At 55.2% G+C, this 19,111-nt stretch carries 18 protein-coding genes, 1 tRNA gene and 1 pseudogene; 15 read left to right on the top strand and 5 right to left on the bottom strand.

Annotated elements, in window-relative coordinates; genetic code table 11:
- Positions 1–142: 142 nt before the first annotated feature.
- Positions 143–1,072 (bottom strand): LysR family transcriptional regulator, encoded by a 930-nt coding sequence (locus tag ACR0L9_RS00380; protein WP_010442716.1) that lies wholly within the window; start codon positions 1,070–1,072, stop codon positions 143–145.
- Between the two features lie 80 nt (positions 1,073–1,152).
- Here ACR0L9_RS00380 and ACR0L9_RS00375 point away from each other — a divergent pair, with 80 nt between their 5' ends.
- From ACR0L9_RS00375 to ACR0L9_RS00345, 7 genes and pseudogenes are all read left to right on the top strand, one after another.
- Positions 1,153–2,202 carry an ABC transporter ATP-binding protein gene (locus ACR0L9_RS00375; RefSeq protein ID WP_170567760.1) on the top strand — a complete coding sequence of 350 codons (1,050 nt, stop codon included), beginning with the start codon at positions 1,153–1,155 and terminating at the stop codon, positions 2,200–2,202.
- A gap of 78 nt (positions 2,203–2,280) precedes the next feature.
- Positions 2,281–3,525 carry an ABC transporter substrate-binding protein gene (locus ACR0L9_RS00370; protein ID WP_029622133.1) on the top strand — a complete coding sequence of 415 codons (1,245 nt, stop codon included), beginning with the start codon at positions 2,281–2,283 and terminating at the stop codon, positions 3,523–3,525.
- 76 nt (positions 3,526–3,601) lie between these two features.
- Positions 3,602–4,633, top strand: coding sequence for a carbohydrate ABC transporter permease (locus ACR0L9_RS00365; RefSeq protein ID WP_010442719.1), 1,032 nt, complete (start codon positions 3,602–3,604; stop codon positions 4,631–4,633).
- A gap of 10 nt (positions 4,634–4,643) precedes the next feature.
- Complete coding sequence (locus ACR0L9_RS00360) at positions 4,644–5,525, top strand: carbohydrate ABC transporter permease (RefSeq protein ID WP_010442720.1); 882 nt, start codon at positions 4,644–4,646, stop codon at positions 5,523–5,525.
- A gap of 76 nt (positions 5,526–5,601) precedes the next feature.
- The gene (locus ACR0L9_RS00355; RefSeq protein WP_480894263.1) at positions 5,602–6,600 is read left to right on the top strand and encodes an ester cyclase; all 999 of its coding nucleotides are present in this window, start codon (positions 5,602–5,604) and stop codon (positions 6,598–6,600) included.
- A gap of 25 nt (positions 6,601–6,625) precedes the next feature.
- Positions 6,626–7,108 (top strand): annotated as a pseudogene (locus ACR0L9_RS00350) (ester cyclase); the annotation flags it as partial.
- Positions 7,086–7,529, top strand: coding sequence for a hypothetical protein (locus ACR0L9_RS00345; protein WP_480894261.1), 444 nt, complete (start codon positions 7,086–7,088; stop codon positions 7,527–7,529). The pseudogene ACR0L9_RS00350 and the gene ACR0L9_RS00345, both read left to right, overlap by 23 nt.
- Before the next feature lie 901 nt (positions 7,530–8,430).
- Here the strand turns inward: ACR0L9_RS00345 and ACR0L9_RS00340 are convergent.
- From ACR0L9_RS00340 to ACR0L9_RS00325, 4 genes are all read right to left on the bottom strand, one after another.
- Positions 8,431–8,507 (bottom strand) — tRNA-Arg (locus tag ACR0L9_RS00340).
- 64 nt (positions 8,508–8,571) lie between these two features.
- Complete coding sequence (locus ACR0L9_RS00335) at positions 8,572–9,954, bottom strand: sensor histidine kinase (RefSeq protein ID WP_480454529.1); 1,383 nt, start codon at positions 9,952–9,954, stop codon at positions 8,572–8,574.
- 18 nt (positions 9,955–9,972) lie between these two features.
- A complete protein-coding gene (locus ACR0L9_RS00330; protein ID WP_480867594.1) occupies positions 9,973–11,391 on the bottom strand; it encodes a dihydrolipoyl dehydrogenase family protein in 1,419 nt (472 codons plus the stop codon).
- A 3-nt stretch (positions 11,392–11,394) separates the two neighbouring features.
- Positions 11,395–12,153, bottom strand: a complete 759-nt coding sequence (locus ACR0L9_RS00325) for a TVP38/TMEM64 family protein (RefSeq protein WP_480894258.1) — start codon at positions 12,151–12,153, stop codon at positions 11,395–11,397.
- Between the two features lie 268 nt (positions 12,154–12,421).
- Between ACR0L9_RS00325 and rpmH the strand changes: the two genes are divergently transcribed.
- From rpmH to yihA, 8 genes are all read left to right on the top strand, one after another.
- Complete coding sequence (gene rpmH, locus ACR0L9_RS00320; protein WP_005980833.1) at positions 12,422–12,556, top strand: 50S ribosomal protein L34; 135 nt, start codon at positions 12,422–12,424, stop codon at positions 12,554–12,556.
- Between the two features lie 26 nt (positions 12,557–12,582).
- Positions 12,583–13,008, top strand: a complete 426-nt coding sequence (gene rnpA / locus ACR0L9_RS00315; protein ID WP_480894256.1) for a ribonuclease P protein component — start codon at positions 12,583–12,585, stop codon at positions 13,006–13,008.
- Positions 13,005–13,238, top strand: a complete 234-nt coding sequence (yidD, locus tag ACR0L9_RS00310) for a membrane protein insertion efficiency factor YidD (RefSeq protein WP_170508727.1) — start codon at positions 13,005–13,007, stop codon at positions 13,236–13,238. The genes rnpA and yidD overlap by 4 nt, the downstream gene beginning before the upstream one ends.
- 38 nt (positions 13,239–13,276) lie before the next feature.
- Positions 13,277–14,161 (top strand): tRNA 2-thiocytidine(32) synthetase TtcA, encoded by an 885-nt coding sequence (ttcA, locus tag ACR0L9_RS00305; protein WP_170508729.1) that lies wholly within the window; start codon positions 13,277–13,279, stop codon positions 14,159–14,161.
- Between the two features lie 70 nt (positions 14,162–14,231).
- Positions 14,232–15,773 carry a putative bifunctional diguanylate cyclase/phosphodiesterase gene (locus ACR0L9_RS00300; RefSeq protein ID WP_480894254.1) on the top strand — a complete coding sequence of 514 codons (1,542 nt, stop codon included), beginning with the start codon at positions 14,232–14,234 and terminating at the stop codon, positions 15,771–15,773.
- 126 nt (positions 15,774–15,899) lie between these two features.
- Positions 15,900–17,723 carry a membrane protein insertase YidC gene (gene yidC, locus ACR0L9_RS00295; RefSeq protein WP_480894252.1) on the top strand — a complete coding sequence of 608 codons (1,824 nt, stop codon included), beginning with the start codon at positions 15,900–15,902 and terminating at the stop codon, positions 17,721–17,723.
- Positions 17,720–18,457 carry an MOSC domain-containing protein gene (locus ACR0L9_RS00290; RefSeq protein WP_480894250.1) on the top strand — a complete coding sequence of 246 codons (738 nt, stop codon included), beginning with the start codon at positions 17,720–17,722 and terminating at the stop codon, positions 18,455–18,457. Before yidC ends, ACR0L9_RS00290 begins: the two co-directional genes overlap by 4 nt.
- Positions 18,454–19,107, top strand: coding sequence for a ribosome biogenesis GTP-binding protein YihA/YsxC (gene yihA / locus ACR0L9_RS00285; protein ID WP_170392875.1), 654 nt, complete (start codon positions 18,454–18,456; stop codon positions 19,105–19,107). Before ACR0L9_RS00290 ends, yihA begins: the two co-directional genes overlap by 4 nt.
- The last annotated feature ends 4 nt before the right edge of the window (positions 19,108–19,111 follow it).

Genomic DNA, 19,111 nt, shown 5'->3' with positions numbered 1-19,111 from the left:
CTTCATCGACCAACGCGCCAGGCCATGTTGAGAACGATCATTCTTCGAACACTATTATGTCTTGCGTCAAGTTGACCTCCATCACAGATACCAGCTTGTTTCATGTCGGAAAGTAGATGTGAGCCCCTTTTGTGAACACGGCCTAGTCGGAAACAACTTCTATCAGTTGATTGATTAGCCAGATGTGTAGAGGACTATTGGCGTCTCGAATATGACGAACTGCATGGAGTTTGAATATTCCCCCTGCGATCGGTAGGGGTCTGTGGGATATATCGAACCTCCGAATGTTGTTATTTGCGGCCCGCTTAGGCAATGTCATCACAAGGTCGGAGCTTTCCACAATCGATAGAGCGGAAAAAAGTGAAGGCACAATCGTCTGAATGTTTCTTCTAAGCCCTTGAAGTTGCAGAGCTTGGTCGACCAAGTTTCTAGTAGGACCATGCGGTGAAATGAGCAGGTGGTTCGCCCTGGCTATTCGTTCAAATGTCAAATCTTCCTCCAAAAGAGGATGACCATTGCGACCTACCAGCACGTAATCTTCTGAAAAGAGCTCTTCTGAAACAAAGTGATTTTCACTTTTTGCCGGAAAGTCGAAATATCCTATCGCGAGATCAATGCGCCCCTGCGTCAGGGCCTCAAGAGCTTCGTCGTTGAATAATGAAAATGCGTGGATATTGATGCCCGGACTCACCTTGCGCAGCTTCGCAACCAGCGGCGGAATTACCCCGGTAAGCTCGTAGTCAAATGCACCTATCTTCAAGTCGGTGGAAGTAGAACTCGGTTCGAATTCATCGGCACCTTCTAATGTTTGTGAAATGAGTCGAACAATTCTGCGAACTTTCGGTTCCAATTCGTGCGCTAAAGCAGTTGGTTCTAGCCCATGCGCGCGCCTTAGAAACAGCGGGTCATCATAGAGTTTTCGAAGACGCTTTAAGGCATGGCTGACGGCAGGTTGGGTCAGCCCCATCTCGCGCGCGACGGCTGTGGCCTGCCTGTGGCGCATGGCCCCGAGAAACACCAGGAGTATGGTAGTGTCGACAAGTCTGAGATCAATTTGATTTATATCACTCATAGAATGAATTCATTATTCTGAAAGTGGCTGACCGTCTAGCCTTATCTCAATCGTATGCAAGGCGATTCCGGGAGGGATAGATGGCGGAAATCCAACTTCGCAACATTGGCAAGCGTTGGGGCAGCTTCATTGGGGTGGACAATTTCGACCTTACGATTGCGGACAAGGAGTTCTTAGTCCTTCTGGGCCCTTCGGGCTGCGGCAAAACCACAACCATGCGGATGATTGCAGGACTCGAAGACGCCAGCGAAGGCGACATTTTGATCGACGGCCTGCGGGTTAATGAAATGGAACCAAAGGATCGCGATGTGGCGATGGTGTTCCAGAGTTACGCGCTTTACCCGAACATGAACGTTTATGAGAACATTCGCTTTCCGCTGAAAGTGCGCGGCGTCGATCCAAATATCCATGACGAAAAGGTGCGGCGAGCCAGCGCGATGGTTGAGTTGGATGACTTCCTACATCGGAAGCCTGCTGAACTATCGGGTGGACAGCGGCAGCGTGTGGCGTTGGCTCGGGCAATTGTACGTGAACCAAACGTTTTCCTGATGGACGAGCCTCTTTCGAATCTGGATGCGAAGCTTCGGGTTTCGACGCGGGCCCAGATCAAAAACCTGAGCCACGAACTGGCGGTGACCACCATCTATGTAACCCACGACCAGATTGAGGCGATGACCTTGGCGGATCGGGTTGTGATCATGAAACAGGGTGTTGTGCAGCAAGTGGGTACACCTGTTGAGATCTACGACAGCCCCGCCAACGCTTTCGTCGCCAGCTTTATCGGCAACCCTGCAATGAACCTGATGGATGGCGATATGTCAGGTGGAACTTTCCGCGCACAACATGTCGACGTGCCGGGATTGAGTGCACCAGATGGCAAGGTCACCCTTGGCTTCCGGGCCGAGGACGCCAACGTCGTCGAAATCGGCGGCCAGATCAACGCTCCAATCTACACGATGGAACTCCTGGGTGACGCGACCATGGTTTCGGTTCGCATCGGCGGCGCGCTTGTCTCGGTAAAAGCAGACAAATCTTACCGCGCCGAGATCGGTGAAATTGTTTCGATCAACGTCGCCCCTGAACACTTCCATCTGTTTGATCAGAAATCTGGAGCACGCATCGGAAGCTGACGCATAGCACATTCCGAAACAGCCGAGAAACCGGGTGCAAAGTTACAAGATGTGCCCAACATCAAAGGGAGAAAACACATGCTCATCAAAAAACTATTCGTTGCTGGAGCAATGGCAGGACTAATGGGGACGACTGCTTACGCGGCAGATTGCGGCCCGTCTGATCAGTCCATCCGTATACTTGCGAGTGATTTTCCCGCCATTCACGCTGTGGCGGGCACCGCAGAAGGAAATTGCGCCGAAGCAGCCTCAGAGTTTTCGCGCAATCATACGACCGAAGCCCGACAGATCATGAACGCGGCGCTCACTCCGGATCCTGCCGAATACACCAGCGTAATTGTAGCTAATTCAACACTGACACAATTGATGAATGATGGACTGGTCCGTCCGCTGAACGATCTAATCGAAAGCCACGGTCAGAATATTCCCGACAATCTAAAGATCGCCATTGACGGCAATGTCATGGCCATTGCTTTCATGGCTAATGCGCAGCACCTGTTCTCACGCTCCGACATTCTGGCGCAAGTGGGGATCGACAGCGCTCCGAGCACCTATGACGAGGTGATTGAAGCTGCAAAGGCGATCCGGGATGCCGGAATCATGGAATATCCCATCGTCATGAACCTGAAGACCGGCTGGAATGTAGGCGAGTCCTTTAATCTGGTCTTTCTTGCGCACGGTGGTGAGTTCTTCAAACCCGGCACCGCCGAACCAACTGTCAACAGCGAAGCTGGTATTGCTGCCTTGGAAACACTGAAAGCGATGGTGGAATACGCGCATCCAGACCATCTTACGCAAGCCTCGAACGAAACGCAGGGACTTTGGGAAGCTGGCGAGGCCGCACTTGGTATCATGTGGGGGTCTCGTGGAGCGCCAATCCTCGACGATGAAGGGTCAAGCGCGGAAGTTACGTCGAATACAGTTCTATCCGCTGCGCCCTCAGTTGAACCGGGTGGCATCCCCGGAGCAACACTATGGTGGGATGGCTTCACAATCTCCACGAATGTATCTGACGCTGAAGCAGAAGCGACATTCGCTGCACTGGCAAGCGCGTTGACGCCGGAAATGGTCGCGGCCAACAACGACGACGCTGTTTGGTTGCTCGAAGGATTTACGCCTGGCCCAGCGGCAGCTGGTGTTGCGGCAACTGTTCAAGGCGGGGCGCAACCGTACCCGATGCTTCCTCAGATCGGATTGCTGCACGCTGCATTGGGTTCCGAGCTGTCGGACTTCTTAAAAGGTGACGAAAGCGCCGAGAAGGCGCTTGCCGATGTTGAGGCAGCATACAGGACAGCGGCGAAAGAAGCGGGCTTCCTTCAGTAACTCCCCTGATCGAGCGCGCGAGGGGGGTACTTGTAAGCCCCCCTCAACCTAACACCCACCGACGGGGACATTTGACATGAAGCATCGCACATTCTTCTGGTTCATCCTGCCAACTCTTTCAGCAATGATTTTGTTCATCGCTCTGCCAATTGTTTCTGTCTTTATCCAATCGCTTTTCGTTCAACACGAACAGGTTCTGGTTGTTTCGGAAAGTTGTGGACCTTTTGGATGCAAGGAGTCCACCTCGGTCGATCTTGAGGCGACACAGAAACTTCGTGATGAAGCACCTTTAGGCAAGTTCAATGGATTGGGTACATATACAAACCGCTCGCACTTGGCCTTTGCCGAAATTGGCGAGGCTTGGGCAAACACCGAGACAATGGGCGAGTTCTGGCGAGAGCTGGGTGACCTGCCATTTTATAATGCTCTCACCTTTACCCTAGCATACACGTTCATAGTAACGCCGATGGTCCTCATCCTCGGTATGGCCGTAGCGGTGGGTGTGAACACCCTGCCGCGCAAGCTCAAGGGCGCAGCGATCTTTGTCTCACTCTTGCCCTTCCTTGTCACACCGCTGGTCGGCTCGCTGATCCTGTTCTGGATGGTGGATGGCGACGGTGTCATCGGCGCAACCATTCAAAACATCTTCAATGACCCGAACCTCAGCTTGAAAGCTTCCACCGGTCTCATGTGGTTCATGCTTATGGTATATGGTGTCTGGCACACTTTGCCTTTCAGCTTCATCACATTTTATGCCGGGCTACAAACGGTTCCCGCGGACACAATGGAGGCCGCGCAGATCGACGGAGCCTCGAAGTGGCAACGCTTGGTCTATGTCGTGGTGCCACATCTGATGCCACTCGTGACCTTCGTGACACTGATGCTGATCATGGACAATTTGCGGGTGTTTGAACCGATCGTGAGTTTCTCTGCCGAGGCCCACGCCCGGTCACTGAGCTGGATTATCTTTAACGACCTGCGCGAAAGCGGCAACCCACTCTACGGTTCGGCCGGGGCAACGTCTTTGATCACAATCTTCTTGGTTGTCATCCTGATGATGCCGGTACTCGTTCGCACTTGGCGCGATTTCACGCGCAAATCTCACTGAGGACAAGATCATGGCGAGAAAAGCAGAAACACGCATGACCCCACTGAAACTGTTCTCCTTCACGATGGTAGGGTTATGGCTGCTTATCGCAGCGTTCCCCTTCCTTTGGACCTTCTGGGGAAGTTTCAAGGTGCAAGCCGATTTCCTGTCCAAAGCGGATTGGATGAACGCCGTGCGAGGGACCAACACACTCGAACAAACCGGCAGCACATTCACTGGACAAGGCTATTACGGCGCGTGGGTGACGGAAGATTTTTGGTTCAACTTTAAGAACACCAGCATTGTCGTGTTCTTTACAGTCGTCATTTCCCTGACGTTCGGCACGCTTGGAGGCTATGCGCTGGCGCGCTCGGGTTTTCGGTATGCATTTTGGATTCTCATGGCCGCACTCGTGTTTCGTGCCATGCCACATATAACATTGGTTTCGGGTTATCTGTTGTGGTTCTTCGAGTGGAATGTCTGGGGCATATTGCCGACCACAATCATAGTGTTGGTGGCAATAAATCAACCCTTTACCCTTTGGATGTTGCATTCGTTTTTCAAGAACATCCCTAAAGACATGGACGAGAGTGCCATGGTCGACGGTTGTACACGTTTTCAGGCCTTCAGACACGTGATTGTTCCCGTAATGTGGCCTGGTGTAATCACCACCGGTTTGTTCAGCTTTCTGCTGGCGTATAATGATTTCACCGTCGCCGTGATGCTTCTCAGCGAAGAGAACGAGACGATAATCCCCGCAATCAACAGCTTCATGGGGACCACTCAAGTCGAAGGCAAGGTAATGTATGCGGTTGCCGCCGTGGTATCCGCAACAGCACCGCTGTTTGTCCTGATCCTATTCTTCCAGCGCCAAATCGTAAGCGGTCTGACCGCTGGAGCAGTCAAAGGCTAATACTATGAACGACGCTAGTCCCGTCTCAGACATACACACGCGAAACAAGGCGATCTTGGAGCCTCTTCGAAATGCGATGGTCAATTTTGAACTAAGTAACGTTCGCTCGGCCATTGCCGATATCTTTACGGCAGATGCGGTCATACACATGCCGCACCCGTTTGGTGATTTTTGCGGCCCGACAGACTTTTTCGACGCCTGCTATGTGCCACTTTTCGAAGCAATGCCCGACCTTGAGCGTCGAGATTGGATTGTAATGGCAGGCCGGACCGAGCGGGGGGATGATTGGGTCGGATGCGGCGGCCACTACGTTGGCACCTTTGTAGGGCCGTGGTTGGACATTCCGCCAACCGGGCACCTGACACATATGCGTTTTCACGAGTTCTATCGGATTGTGAACGACAAAGTTGTCGAAATTCAAACCCTTTGGGACATTCCGGAAGTGATGATGCAAGCCCAGGCTTGGCCGATGGCGCCGTCATTGGGGCTAGAGTTTTGCATACCGGGCCCCGCCACAAACGACGGCATCATACCCGGACCGTGGGACGAAGTGAAGGCGAACGCATCCTGCGACCACATCGTTACAATGCTGAAGCATATGAAAAAACACCCGAGTCAAGGCGGCCCCGAAAAGATGGAAATGCCGCGTTTCTGGAGCGAACGCGTCAACTGGTACGGCCCGGCCGGAATTGGCACAGGCCGAGGCATCGCTGGTTTCCGCAATTGGCATCAGATCCCGTTTCTGAATGGGATGCCGGATCGCGGCCGATACGTAGATGAAATAACCTATCACTTCTTCGGTGACGGCAACTATGCAGCCGTGACCGGGTGGCCGAATATGATCCAAACCGTGACCAACGATGGGTGGATGGGTATTGCACCCACGGGCAAACGCATCACCATGAAATCATTGGATTTCTGGCGTCTAGAAAACAATAAGATTCGGGAAAACTGGGTCATGGTTGACCTTCTGGATGCCTATCAACAACTCGGCGTGGACGTTTTTGCGCGATTGCGTGAATTCAACAAGGTGCGCGTTCCGGGTCGACTATCCTACCCGATTGGAGACGCTTGATGCCGTCATACCAAGGACACTAGACATGAACGGTTTTGACCCAAAGTTTGTCGATTTGCCCGACTATATCATCAGCATCACGAAAGAACTGTGGGAAGACCGCCGCATCGCCAAACTGCACGACTATTACGCTCCAGATATTGTCGTTCGCTCGCCCGCGTCGGTTGTTGTAGGCAACAAGGACGTGATCGCAGCGACTATGGCGACGCTTTCGGAGTTTCCAGACCGCAAGTTGCTGGGCGAAGATGTGATTTGGTGTGGTACGCCAGAAGACGGAATGCTGTCATCGCACAGGCTTTTGTCGACAGCAACGCATACGCATCCCGGCGTTTACGGCGCACCCACGGACAAACAACTTCAATACAGGATCATCGCCGATTGCCACGTCATCAACAACCAGATCAACGACGAATGGCTTATTCGCGATCAAGGCGCAATTGTGCGACAATTGGGTCTGAACCCGAAAGAATACGCACGCGATTTGATTGAACGAGAAGGCGGATCTCAATCGATACACAGCACTCAAGGTCAATCGGCTTAACTGGAATATGTTACCTCCGGGCAAACACCCGTGGCCAAAATTGCACGTACATCTGAAAGGTTGTCTCGGACGGCTGTCGGAGAATACACAAAGCGTGATTTTCGACCGCCAGAAAACAATCCTCGATTTTGAGCCGGATGAGCAATTTATCGGGGCTGGAGGCTTCTCCGACTACATCGCCTATGTGTTTAAAGATCGCGGTATCGTTGTTCTGGAAAGCATCTGCAAAGGGAACGCGATCTACGTCTTTGGTGAGAATTGGGCGCAGTTTTCGCGTCTGAGCAAAGCAGAGGTGTTGAACAAAGATCTGCACCTTACGCGGCTGATTCACACAAAAGGTTGGAAAACAAAGTTCGCGCGGCTGATGGACGGTCGCGAAGCTGCGTGACCAGTTACTGGCCCGGTTTCTAGCCGGGCCAAATTCCCTCCTCAAATATCGAAAGCTGAATGAAAATGACCAGAAAAAGAAATACCGAAACCACGAGTAAACGAGTCGCCTCTGCCGCTGCCAAGACTCTACGGAATCCTAAAGCCAGCAAAGCGGCAAAGTCTGCGGCTGGATCGGCTTTGACGCAAGTGCGTAGTCCTAAGGAAGTCACCAGTAAAAGGGCGGCAAGCGCGGCATCTAAAACACTGCGAAACCCGAATGCATCCAAGGCTGCAAAATCTGCTGCGGGTTCGGCACTAACACAGCGACCGAACCGTAAGAAATAGAGGTTTACTCTGCATTAAGCATCGGACGGCTCAGAACCCGCGCTAGGCGACAGCCGCAGACGTGATCTTATCCACTTTGGGCCGTCCGTTGAACTTCGCAAAGCCTGCTTTCTGCGCATTACTGCCATTGTGGACGTATGATGATGCGGCAGCAGCTAACGGCAACTATGTGGCCATTGTGAGTTCCGCGAAACCTCAATATTTCGCGTGGTGCGAACGGCAGCAATGCGGGCTGCAAACGCAGCATTTCAAAACGGCGCTCAATGACCTGTGTGGGCCGAACTTACTAGTTGTGGTGGCATCATCGGTCATCGACTTTTTTTGAGGGCCAGCGGGATTTGGACAAGCCAAACGCCACTGGCCGTCAGGGTGAGGGCGCTGCCCTCCCCCTCCCGCGTTCGCCACGTGGCAGATCAGCAGGAACAGGCGGCTTCGCCGTCTGATCTGCAAATCAGCCCTGATTTCCGGAAGGGAAGTCAGATCAAACGAAACAGTCTGTGGGAGTATGGCAAGGGGGGTGTTGGGTCAGTTTATGACGCAAAAGTCAAATTCGTCTGACGTCCAACAGCACCAAGTGGCGGACCGAGGAGGATTCGAACCCCCGACCCCTTGATTCGTAGTCAAGTACTCTATCCAGCTGAGCTATCGGTCCGCATTGGTGAGGCGGTGTTTAGACCTGAGGCCGAGGGCGCGCAAGTCGATTCTTCAAAAAAACTTCAAAAAGTCATATCGCCGCGTGGAAGCCTTATTTCAAAGGTGGTTCCATCAGGCCCTGTGTCTTTCAGAAACAGGTCTCCGCCGTGACCCCGCACCAATTCTTGCGAAATCGCAAGCCCAAGTCCCGAGCCGCCTTTGCGAACACCACCCTGAAATGGTGTAAACAGATTCTCTCGGGCCTTAGGGGGCAGGCCTGGACCCGTATCGCTGATTTCGATGCACCAGTCGGCTTCAAGCTCAGATGCAGACACCGTTACGCGCCCCGCCTTACCCGAGACCAGAAGTGCTTGCCGGGCATTGCGCACAAGATTCATGACAACCCTGAAAATCTGTTCCGGGTCGGCACGGATAACAAGATCTTCGGGTACGTCGTTCACGATCTCAACGCAGGCATCGGCAATGGCGAGTTGTTCGCTGGCGACAACATCTGCGGTAACGTCCCGCAAGCGCACCATGGTCAGGGTTGGGGCTGGTTCTTCGGCGCGTCCGAACGCCAAGGTGCTTTCGCACAAAGAAACCGCCCGCGTGATCGAATTGACAAGTTTGGGTGCCATTCGCGCCACCAGGGGGTCATTGCTGGCCTCAATTCGATCGGTAAACAGCTGAGCAGACGTCAGAATGTTGCGCAGATCGTGGCTGACCTTAGCCACCGCCCCGCCCAACTGGGCCAGACGTTCACGTTGTTTCAGGGCCTGGGTCAGATCGGTTTGAAGCATCTGCAGGGCCTCTTCGGCCTCGCGCAGTTCGGTCACCTTTGAATTGGGGGAGATGATGCCGCGCGCATCCTCAGGTGCGCTGGCATAGCGCTGCATGTAGCCAACAACGCTTTTGATCGGACGCACCAGTACCACGCGCACAGCCAGAAACAGGAACGAGGCCGTTATGATTGAGATCACAAAGGACAGCCCAAGGATGCGGAGCCCATAATCCGTCATGGCCATGCGCAAGGGCTCACTGTCCATTGTCACTTCGATCAACAGTCCTGCGTCTTTGACCGGTGCGCCGATCACACGGATAACTTCGTTTTCGGGGATGAACAGCCGCGAGACCGCATCACGGATCAGCACCCAAGCGCTGGCATTACGCAAATCAAAGGTCTTGGTGATCTGGGTCGGGATCGGTGAAGACAGCATGAGCTGACGCACCTCGTCGCGGCGCAATACGACGTTATAGACCCCCGCATTTGACAGCAATTCCGCTTCAAGCTCATCAGCCAGCATATCGTCGGCCAACAAAGCAAGCGAGGCGATCTGGGCGCGTTCCAGCCGGTTCAGCAGAAAATCTTCACGGAAACGCGCGATCGAGGGCACAAAGATCAGTACTTCGGCCAACATGACGAAGACCGTCGTCAGGATCAGAAATCGGCCCGACAGCGAGTTCACTTTGCGCTCCTCCTTGGGTCAGGGAATCCAGCGCTGGACGAACCTGACCACTCGTTTAACCATTTGATTCTCAAACAGCCTTGGAGAGAAATAGGCTCCTGCCACACGTTTGTTAAGCTCTCCGACCGTTGGGTAAGGCGAAACCATCGTTGCGATCTGACCCATCTTGAGATTATTGACCAGCGCCAGCGACCACAAGTTGATCAATTCTCCGGCCTGATATCCGACGATTGTCGCGCCCACAGGTCGGCCCTTTACGACCATCACCTTGATGAACCCCTTGGTCTTGCGCTCGGAAACTGCGCGGTCATTGTGATGATAGTCGAACCGGGCAACCTCCACCGCGTCGCCATGCTGTTCACGGGCTTGTGTCTCGGTCAGGCCGACCTGTGCCAGTTCGGGATCTGTATAGGTGGCCCATGGGATATGAGCGGTCTTCGCTTTCGACGGAAGCCCAAATAAGGCAGAGCGGATGATGATCCCCGCATGATATCCGGCGACATGGGTAAATTGCAGCCCACCTGCAACATCACCAATGGCATAGACCTTGCGATTGCTCGTGCGTAAAGAGTCGTCCACCTTGATGCCTGCCCGCGTGCTGTCGATCCCGGCAGCGCCGAGGTTCAGACGGTCGATATTGGCCTTGCGTCCGACGGCCAGCAACAGATGAGAGCCCGCGTAGACCTCATCATTCTCAGTGACCACCTCAATGGTGCCTGCATTTTCTCGGATCTGGGACACCATGGCGTTTTCATGGATTTCGACACCTTCAGTCCGAAGACTATCCAGCACGACGGCTGCAGCTTCAGGGTCGTCTTTGCCCAGCGCACTAAGGCCCTCGATCACGGTCACTTTGCAGCCCAGCCGGATATGCGCCTGCGCCATTTCCATGCCGATGGGACCTCCGCCGATGATCAGCAGGTGCTCGGGCTTATCGCGCAGGTCGAATATGGTCTCGTTGGTGTAATACGGCACTTGATCCAGCCCGGGCAGCGGCGGCACCAAGGGCGATGAACCTGTGGCCACCACGACGCGTCGGGCGGTGATCAGGTGATCTCCGGCCTGTACCTGCGTGGGTGAGATGAATCGGCCGTACTCCCGGATTACCTTGACGCCAAAGCCTTCAAAACGCTCCTGACTGTCCATGGGTTCGATCTGGGCGATAACACTCTGCACATGATCCTTGGCAGCTGCGTAATCCACTTGTGGCATCGCATCCGCGACGCCAAAAGCCGACGCGTGGGCCTGAGCATATGCAGCCTTGCCGCTGGCGATCAGAGCTTTGGATGGGACACAGCCGAAGTTCAGGCAATCCCCACCCATCTTGTGGCCTTCCAGCAGGATGACATCCGCACCCATCTGGCTGGCCCCGGCGGCTACAGACAACCCGCCTGACCCGGCCCCGATCACCAGGATATCGGTTTTCAACTCTTGCATGGATCAGGAGCCCTTTCGACCACGGAGGGATTTGATGACAATCGGCAGCGCTGCCAGCGCGCACAAGCCAATAATTGGCCCGATCACGAAGGGTTCCCATAACAGCGAGACATCCGGGGTTTCGCCGCGATCAAAGACACCACCCAGCCCAACACCGATCCAGGTATAGACAATCCCACCAGGGATGATGCCCAGCGCCGTCGTAATCAGGAAGTTTCGGAACTTTACCCCAACCAATGCGGGCACCAGATTGGCAACGAAGAAGGGCACCACAGGTACAAGACGCAGCAGGAACAAAACCGAGATTTCATTCTCACGCAGCCCGTCCTTCAGTTTCTTGACCGTCCCTTCCGAGGCTTCAAGCTTGGCGGTCAGAGATTCACCCAAACCCCAGCGTGCGGCCAGAAAGATCGTCGAAGCGCCTATGGTTGCGGCAAAAACATTAAAAACCGTTCCTGCAAGCAACCCGAACAGGAACCCACCGGTCATCGAGGCGACCGCAGCGCCAGGCAGCGAGAAAGCAACAATAATGATGTAAATCCCTACGAAAGCCGCAGCCATCGCCCAGTAGTTTGAATCGCGCCAGGCCAGCAACGCCTCGCGATTGTCGCGCAGGGTTTCAAAGGTCAGATAGTCGCCCAGCGCAAAGAACCCCACGGCGGCAACGGCGAGAATCACCACCAATGGGATATGACGTGCCAGCCCGTTGCGCGGGATCTTGGTGGTTTCGTTCATCTGGGTAGCAGGTTCTTGTTCATTCATCTTGCCCACAACATGCGCCGCCCGCGCGCGCTGCAACAGAGGCCTCACGGGGCCTTGATGTTTATGGCACTTAATGTGAGGGATACGCGCTCTGAACCCGGTTTTTGAAATCTTTTGCCCGGGCAGATTACAGATTTGTTGCAAAACGCACCAAAACCCCCACCTAGGGGTTTGACTTACCCCCCGCTACCCAGTAGAGGACGGGCTTCGAACACTAGGGCCAGGCGAATCCGCGCCGCACCCACCGCTATAGATTGGAGACGGAGCGATGAAACGCACCTATCAGCCTTCGAACCTGGTTCGCAAACGCCGCCACGGTTTCCGCGCGCGCATGGCTACCAAAGCCGGCCGCAAAATCCTGAACGCACGTCGCGCACGCGGCCGCAAGTCGCTTAGCGCATAAATCGCTCGACCTTTCAGGTTATGAACATGACGCCGCCGGAGGCCCCTGAGGATGGTAACAACCAGCCGAGGGTGATGCCCCCGGCGGCGTCCGTTTGCGCATCTGAATCATTGACCGTACTGCAGAATCGCTCGGACTTTCTGAAAGCCGCGCGGGCCAAACGGCAAGGCACTGCATCGATGATGGTGCAGGCGCGTAAACGTGGCGCTGATGAGGCTGCGGGCATTCGCATCGGGTTCACCTGCTCAAAGAAGGTCGGCAATGCCGTCGCCCGCAACCGCGCCAAACGCCGCCTGCGTGAAGCCGCGCGAGCCGTATTACTTATTCATGGGCATGCGGGCTGGGACTACGTGTTGATCGGCCGCGCCGAGGTTACCGCTGCACGGCCCTTTGATGCGCTGAAAGACGATTTGCGCTATGCGCTGCGCAAAATACACGGGGGTGGCAAATGACCCTCTTTGCCCATCTCCTCGCCCTGCCCGTCCGGGCCTACCGGTTGATCTTCAGCCCCTGGGTTGGATTTAACTGCCGCTATCAGCCGACTTGTTCCGCCTATGCACTGGAAGCGCTTGATAAACACGGCGCCATCAAGGGCGCATGGCTGGCGGCGCGCCGGATCGGGCGCTGCCATCCGTGGGGTGGCGATGGCTATGACCCTGTGCCCGACGACGAACGACCCTGACCCTTGCCCGGTTCACCCAACTGCGATAGGCCCCGCCCATGTTTGATGAAGCCGACGATATCCATCCGCTTTTTGCCGGTGCGCCTTCAACCACCGAGTTCAAGAAGCTGCGCAAGCGCATCGTGCGCCAGACGCGCGAGGCCATTGAGCAGTACGGCATGGTGGACCGCACCGCCGAAGGTAAAACACCCCGCTGGTTGGTCTGCCTATCGGGCGGCAAGGACAGCTATACCCTTCTGGCGGTGCTCTACGAACTGAAATGGCGCGGTCTGCTGCCCGTGGATCTTCTGGCCTGCAATCTGGATCAGGGGCAACCGGGGTTCCCGGCAACAGTCCTGCCAGAATTCCTAGACCGTATGGGGGTGCCACATCGGATTGAGTATCAGGACACCTATTCCGTTGTGATGGACAAAGTTCCGCAGGGCCGCACCTATTGTGCGCTGTGTTCACGCCTGCGTCGGGGCAACCTCTATCGTATCGCGCGCGAGGAAGGTTGTTCCGCAGTTGTGCTTGGCCATCACCGCGATGACATCCTTGAAACCTTTTTCATGAACCTGTTCCATGGCGGTCGTCTTGCAACCATGCCACCAAAACTGGTGAATGAAGAAGGAGATCTGTTCGTCTATCGCCCGCTGGCCCATGTGGCCGAGGCGGATTGCGAGAAATTCGCCAAGGCGATGAACTATCCCATCATACCCTGCGATCTGTGCGGCAGTCAGGACGGGCTGCAGCGCCAGCAGGTCAAGCAGATCCTAGATCAGTGGGAAAAGAACAGCCCCGGTCGGCGGCAAGTGATGTTTCGGGCATTGACCAATGCGCGGCCTTCGCATCTTCTGGACCCAAAACTGTTTGATTTCGCAAATCTTTCGATCGACCCGATTCAAAAAGACGAAAATTCAGACGAAATTCCCCAGTTACGTTAACGCCTGACTCAGATTGATTTCCTACGGTTGGCTTGCGCGATCCTAGCCCAAGCTGAAGGCCGTAAAATCTATGCGGAAATTCCTCTTTGTCGACCGTTGTTCCGAAACACTGCGGATACTTCTCACCGGACCGCAGGTTCTGGCCTTTATTCCTGCGGCGTGTTTAGCCGCCTTCTGGTTGGGCGGTGAACGGGCGCTTGTTACCACAGCGTTGGGGTTGCCCCTTGCTTTTGCCGTCATCGGAAATTGGGGAAGCCGTTCTTATACAGCCCACAATTCAGGTATGCGCCCCAGCGGCCTGGTTCCATATGACGTATTCCAATCAGAGTTGGAGGCGTTGAGTGAATCGGTCAGCAAATCAGGTGAGAATGCCGCCTGTATCGCAATTGCTTTGGACGGCTATGCCGACCTTCAGGATCTGCACGGTCAGGCTGCCGCCACTCATGTAAAGCAGCAATTCAGTGATCGCATCCTGTCGATCATCCGAAATCAGGACATCTTTTCGCAGATCGATCAGAACCGGTTTCTCATTGGCCTGCATCCCTCCCCACATCTTGATCTGGAAGCCTGCATTCAAATGTCTGGCCGCATCCAAAGCGCAGTCGAAGAGCCACTTTTGTTGAATGGCACAGGAGTTTACCAATCCTGCTCAATCGGGTTCTGCCTGCATTCAGACCTGCGACAGGCCGAGGCTGATGAGTGGATTGGCGCCGCCACCGCTGCACTGTCCGAGGCGCAAAGAAGCGGTCCCTCCACCATACGCGCCTATTCAACCGCGACCCGTCGGCGATCCCTGGTCCGAGCCAATTTGAGAAAAGAGTTCGAGGCGGCATTGGACAATGGAGAGATTCGGCCCTGGTTTCAGCCTCAGGTTTCAACGGATAATGGGAACATCACAGGGTTCGAGGCTTTGGCAAGGTGGGAGCATCCAATAAAAGGTGTTCTCAGCCCGCAGGTATTCCTGCCCTTCGCCGAGCAAGCCGAACTGATGGAGCGGCTAGGCCAAATCATGCGTCACCATGCTTTTAAAGCGATGCAAGCTTGGGATCGTGCAGCATGCGTTGTGCCCCGGATCGGTATCAATTTCTCATCCGATGAGTTGCGCAATCCGGGTCTGATCGACCGCCTGAAATGGGAGTTGGATCAGTTTGATCTGACACCGGATCGGCTGGCGGTTGAGATTCTGGAAACCGTGTTCTCGCGCAGGCCGGATGACGTGATCACGCGGAATGTAACCGGCATGGCTGCGCTTGGATGTTGTATCGACCTGGATGACTTTGGCACCGGACATGCTTCAATCGCCTCTATCAAGCGGTTTGACGTCTCGCGGATTAAAATTGATCGGACGTTTGTCACCAAATCCGATCAGGATCCCAGCCAGCAGCAACTGGTCAGCGCCATTCTGACCATGGCTGAACGCCTGAACCTCGAGACGCTCGCCGAAGGCGTGGAAACGCCCGGCGAGCACGCGTTGATGGCGCAATTGGGCAGTAACCACGTTCAGGGGTTCGGAATTGCAAAGCCAATGCCATTTGAGCAGACCCTGGATTGGATCGCGGCGCATCGTGCCAAGATCAGGGGTGCATCCAAGATCGGTCGCAAAATGGGATGAAATCTGCAATTACGGTGCGCCAAATCCAGCGCCGGAGCGATTTGATGGGCGATTCCGCTTGACCTTTGGGGCTGCACTCTGTTGAACCCACCGGGTGTGTTTCACTGCTCAAGGTGGCTGTCCCCGATGGACGATCAGAACAAAAATCTCATCCTTGCAACCGCGCTCAGCTTTCTGGTGATCCTTGTCTGGTTCGTGCTGTTCCCACCGCCGGAATCAACCACGACGCAGGACGCTGCAGAAATTGCAGCTCTGGAAGGCGACGAGGTGCAAACACCCAGCGCGACCAGCACCGTGGGTGAAGCCACAGCGACCGCCGAGGAAACACTGCCAGAGGAACAAGCCCCTCGCGTCAACATTGACACCCCCCGTCTGAAAGGCAGCCTGTCCCTGTCCGGCGGGCGGATCGATGAGCTGTTTCTGAAAGATTATAAAGTCTCGATCGAAGAAGGCGCGCCTATTGTTGAGCTGCTGTCTCCGGTTGGTTCGGAATCGGCTTATTATGCCCTTTACGGCTGGGCACCGGGTACAGGAGTTGCAGGTGCGGATGTCCCGGGCCCCAACACGCTCTGGACATTGAAAGAGGGTGAGACGCTTGGCGTAGACAACCCCATCACGCTGGCCTGGGACAATGGCAATGGCCTGACTTTCCGCCGCACCATCGCGGTCGACCAGGACTACATGTTCACAGTTACCCAATCGGTTGAAAACGCGACCCAATCCGAGGTGGGCATGGCCCCCTATGGCATTCTTGCACGCCACGGTATTGGTGAAGACGGCGACCTTCCGGGCCTGAAAAACTTCTTCATCCTGCATGAGGGTGTGATCGGCATGGCGGACGGCACGCTGTCAGAAATTGACTATGGTGATGTCCGCGATTTTGACATCGACCCGAACGAACGGGCGCAGGCCGAGGTCTATCAGGTCAAGGAAGATGGCTGGATCGGCTTCACGGACCACTACTGGATGACCACGCTGATCCCAGAGCCGGGCTCGACCTTCAAAGCAGCCGCAAAATATGACTCACGCCGCAAAATCTATCAAACCGAAACGGTGCTGCCGACGCTGACCGTAGCGCCGGGTGAGACTGCCGAAGTGACCACACGCCTGTTCGCTGGTGCCAAAGAATGGGAAGCCATTCGGGAATACCAGGCGGAAGGCGTACAGAAATTTATCGACAGTATCGACTGGGGCTGGTTCTTCTTCCTGACCAAGCCGATCTTCTGGCTGCTGCACAACATCAACCTGCTGATCGGCAACATGGGCTGGTCCATCATCGGCCTGACCCTGATCATCAAGGCGATCCTGTTCCCGCTGGCGTTCAAATCCTACGTTTCGATGGCCAAGATGAAGGAATTGCAGCCCCAGATGGAAGCCTTGAAAGAGGCCGCAGGGGATGACCGCCAGAAGATGCAGCAAGGCATGATGGAGCTGTACAAGAAGGAAAAGGTTAACCCGGCCGCAGGCTGTTTGCCGATCCTGATGCAGATCCCCATCTTCTTCTCGCTGTACAAGGTGATTTTTGTCACCATCGAACTGCGTCAAGCCCCATGGTTTGGCCCGTTCCAGGACCTCAGCGCTCCGGATCCGACCTCAATCTTCAACTTCTTTGGTTGGCTGCCTTGGGCGGCACCGCAGCCTGAAAGCTTCATGGCGCTGATCTTTATCGGTATCCTGCCACTGCTGCTGGGTATCTCGATGTGGCTGCAGCAGAAACTGAACCCGGCACCGACCGATGCAACACAGGCGATGATCTTTGCCTGGATGCCATGGGTTTTCATGTTCATGCTGGGCGGATTTGCCAGCGGTTTGGTGGTCTACTGGATCGCGAACAACACGATCACATTTACCCAGCAATACCTGATCATGCGGAGCCAGGGCTATACGCCCGATGTATTCGGCAACATCAAATCAGGCTTCAAACGAACGCCAAAGACGGACGACAAATGAGCGGTTCGGTCACCAGCATTTGGCGGCACCCGATCAAAAGTCACGGGCGTGAACGCCTTGATCGCATTACCATGATCCCCGGGCATACCATGCCCGGGGATCGTGTTTGGGCGGTTGCACATGAGGCGTCGAAAGCGGATGGATCGGAATGGGCACCCTGCGCCAATTTCAGCCGAGGCGCGAAGGCCCCTCAGTTGATGGCAATCTCGGCGCAGCTGCAAGGCGACTCGGTCACGCTGAGCCATCCCAATCGCCCCGATCTAAGCTTTGAGCCCGACACGCATCAGGATACCTTTCTGGACTGGGTCAAACCGCTGATGCCTGCAGATCGCGCTGCGTCTGCCCGCATTATCCGCGCCGCTAATCGCGGCATGACGGACAGCGATTTTCCTTCGATCAGTTTGTGCAATATGTCGTCGCATCGGGCGGTCGAGCAGAAGCTAGGCAGGGATCTTTCTATCGCTCGCTGGCGCGGAAATATCTGGTTCGATGGCCTGCCGCTGTGGAATGAGTTCGACTGGATTGGCCGCGACATCCGGATCGGCGAGGCCGTTTTTCATGTGCGCGAACGCATCACGCGGTGTTTGGCGACAACCGCCAACCCTGAAACGGGTGAGCGGGATGCCGACACACTGGGTGCGCTGAGCAGCTGGGATCATCAGGATTTTGGCGTTTATGCCGAAGTTCTGGAAGGCGGCACCATTCACACCGGTGACGAGGTTCAGGTTCTATGACCACACTTCCCTTTCCACTAGCTGAAACTCCAGATGAATTCGCAACGGAAACCGGTCGAAAGCTGTTTGCCGGGCCATCCGAATTCGTCAAAGGCGTCGTTGCCATGGATGGCCTGCCTGCCCCCGATCGGCTGGAGGTATGTTTCGCCGGGCGTTCGAATGTCGGTAAATCCAGCTTGATCAACGCGCTAACGGGCACCAAGGGGTTAGCACGTGCCTCGAACACGCCGGGGCGTACACAAGAGATCAACTTTTTCACGCAAGGGCCTGAACTCTATTTGGTCGACCTGCCAGGGTACGGCTATGCGAACGCGCCGGTGAAGGTCGTGGAAAAATGGCAACGTCTGCTGAAACAGTATCTGAGTGGACGTCAGACCCTGCGCCGTGCCTTCGTCCTGATCGACTCGCGCCACGGGGTGAAACCTGTGGACGCCGAGATCATGAAGCTGCTGGATACCAGCGCAGTGACCTTTCAATGCGTTCTGACAAAGGCCGACAAGGTCAAAGCAAAAGACCGGGAAAAGGTGCTGGACCAGGTACGCGCCGCGCTTTCAAAACATCCTGCGGCATTCCCGGAGATCGTGTTGACCTCATCCGAGAAGGGCGACGGCATTCCGACCCTGCGTTCGATCATTGCGCATCTGGAGTGACGCT

The organism is Ruegeria sp. I3 (genome assembly GCF_056532525.1).
This window is presented reverse-complemented; position numbering and strand designations above follow the sequence as displayed.

Bases quoted from the DNA above. Each gene is read 5' to 3' on its own strand.
- ACR0L9_RS00370 (WP_029622133.1), top strand. From the start codon at position 2,281: ATGCTCATCAAAAAACTATTCGTTGCTGGAGCAATGGCAGGACTAATG.
- yidC (WP_480894252.1), top strand. From the start codon at position 15,900: ATGGACGATCAGAACAAAAATCTCATCCTTGCAACCGCGCTCAGCTTT.
- ACR0L9_RS00380 (WP_010442716.1), bottom strand. From the start codon at position 1,072: ATGAGTGATATAAATCAAATTGATCTCAGACTTGTCGACACTACCATA.
- yidD (WP_170508727.1), top strand. From the start codon at position 13,005: ATGACCCTCTTTGCCCATCTCCTCGCCCTGCCCGTCCGGGCCTACCGG.
- rnpA (WP_480894256.1), top strand. From the start codon at position 12,583: ATGACGCCGCCGGAGGCCCCTGAGGATGGTAACAACCAGCCGAGGGTG.
- ACR0L9_RS00325 (WP_480894258.1), bottom strand. From the start codon at position 12,153: ATGAATGAACAAGAACCTGCTACCCAGATGAACGAAACCACCAAGATC.
- ACR0L9_RS00330 (WP_480867594.1), bottom strand. From the start codon at position 11,391: ATGCAAGAGTTGAAAACCGATATCCTGGTGATCGGGGCCGGGTCAGGC.
- ACR0L9_RS00355 (WP_480894263.1), top strand. From the start codon at position 5,602: ATGGTCAATTTTGAACTAAGTAACGTTCGCTCGGCCATTGCCGATATC.
- rpmH (WP_005980833.1), top strand. From the start codon at position 12,422: ATGAAACGCACCTATCAGCCTTCGAACCTGGTTCGCAAACGCCGCCAC.
- yihA (WP_170392875.1), top strand. From the start codon at position 18,454: ATGACCACACTTCCCTTTCCACTAGCTGAAACTCCAGATGAATTCGCA.
- ACR0L9_RS00300 (WP_480894254.1), top strand. From the start codon at position 14,232: ATGCGGAAATTCCTCTTTGTCGACCGTTGTTCCGAAACACTGCGGATA.
- ttcA (WP_170508729.1), top strand. From the start codon at position 13,277: ATGTTTGATGAAGCCGACGATATCCATCCGCTTTTTGCCGGTGCGCCT.
- ACR0L9_RS00290 (WP_480894250.1), top strand. From the start codon at position 17,720: ATGAGCGGTTCGGTCACCAGCATTTGGCGGCACCCGATCAAAAGTCAC.
- ACR0L9_RS00375 (WP_170567760.1), top strand. From the start codon at position 1,153: ATGGCGGAAATCCAACTTCGCAACATTGGCAAGCGTTGGGGCAGCTTC.
- ACR0L9_RS00365 (WP_010442719.1), top strand. From the start codon at position 3,602: ATGAAGCATCGCACATTCTTCTGGTTCATCCTGCCAACTCTTTCAGCA.
- ACR0L9_RS00360 (WP_010442720.1), top strand. From the start codon at position 4,644: ATGGCGAGAAAAGCAGAAACACGCATGACCCCACTGAAACTGTTCTCC.